The 1243-nt window shown below is 40.1% G+C and carries 2 protein-coding genes and 1 tRNA gene; 2 read left to right on the top strand and 1 reads right to left on the bottom strand.

Annotated features, from left to right (window positions below; genetic code table 11):
• Both GCCT14_RS05005 and GCCT14_RS05000 read left to right on the top strand, forming a co-directional pair.
• On the top strand, positions 1-633 hold a 633-nt coding region (locus GCCT14_RS05005; RefSeq protein ID WP_108624460.1), incomplete at its 5' end, for a pseudouridine synthase family protein.
• 44 nt (positions 634-677) lie between these two features.
• Positions 678-760 (top strand) — tRNA-Leu (locus GCCT14_RS05000).
• Here the strand turns inward: GCCT14_RS05000 and GCCT14_RS04995 are convergent.
• A partial coding sequence (locus GCCT14_RS04995) for a rhodanese-like domain-containing protein (RefSeq protein ID WP_478209994.1) occupies positions 742-1243 on the bottom strand: 502 nt, incomplete at its 5' end. The genes GCCT14_RS05000 and GCCT14_RS04995 overlap by 19 nt on opposite strands.

Genomic DNA, 1243 nt, shown 5'->3' with positions numbered 1-1243 from the left:
CACGCTATTGGGCAAGTTGCTCATTTTGATCATGAGAGATCTATCGATCAGTATCGTTTTCTTTACGCTATTAACGGCATTCTGCCTCCTACTGTTCGTGTCTTGGGATATGGGGAAACCAATTCTGATTTTCATGCACAATACTCTGCTAAGAAGAAGACCTATTGGTACGATTTCCATTTAGCCTCTTACCATCTCCCTTGGACACACGGTAGACGTTTAAGAGTTCCTGCACTTCGTATGAATCTAATTTGGAATGCTTGTGAGAAACTTATGGGCACTCACGACTTCATAGCATTCAGAAATAGCAATAATAACAATAGACAGAGAGAAAGAGATACAGTTCGAACATTATTCAAGATAAATTTAAAATCGATTCCAGGAGGATGTAGGATTGCGATCGAAGGAGATGGCTTCCTCTACAAAATGGTAAGAAATCTTGTTGGGGCCCTACTGGCAATAAATGAAGGAAAAATGCAGTCAAAAGATATAGAAGAAATGTTGTCGACTGGCAAACGAACTTTCCAATTTCTGACAGCACCAGCAAAAGGGCTCTACCTAAGGTCTGTCACATACTCCCCCAATCTAGAATGGGATGGAATAGAACAATACAATCTCGATTCGTGGATCTAGCCATAAATGAATGGTGAAACATACACTCAATACTCAATCTTAGTGCCGGCGTGGCGGAAAGGCAGACGCGGTAGACTCAAAATCTACTCCATGCAAGTGGGTGCAGGTTCAAGTCCTGCCGCCGGCAATTGAATTTAATTCGTAGTGGCTTTTTTTCCTAAAAGGACGATGAGATTCGTTTGGCAGATAATTTCTTACACGTATTCCGTTTTGGCATTCAGATTTGCAACATCCTTTGAGCAAATCAATGCAATTAGAACAACTCAAAAATAGATGATTACAGTCCATATTAGCACAGTTATAGTAAGTATCTGTTGGTCTGTTACATTGATGGCAGATTCCAACTGTTTCAGAGGGTTCGTTAGATATATCTACGCACAATCGATCGTCGAATACGAATAATTTTCCTTTCCAGAAGCTATTTCCTTCCTTTCTACCGTACTCTATAATTCCTCCTTCTAGCTGATACACATTGGTGAATCCTTCCTTAATGAGCATACTCGAGAAAAATTCACAACGAATACCACCTGTGCAACACATCATAATCTCTTCGTTAGGAGAAAGTTTTCTCTTTAAATCTTTCACCATAGGAACGAACTCTCTAGACGTC

This window comes from Candidatus Similichlamydia epinepheli, from assembly GCF_003056015.1.
The sequence above is the reverse complement of the archived record's forward strand: the minus strand, read 5'-3'. Positions and strand labels throughout refer to the sequence as shown.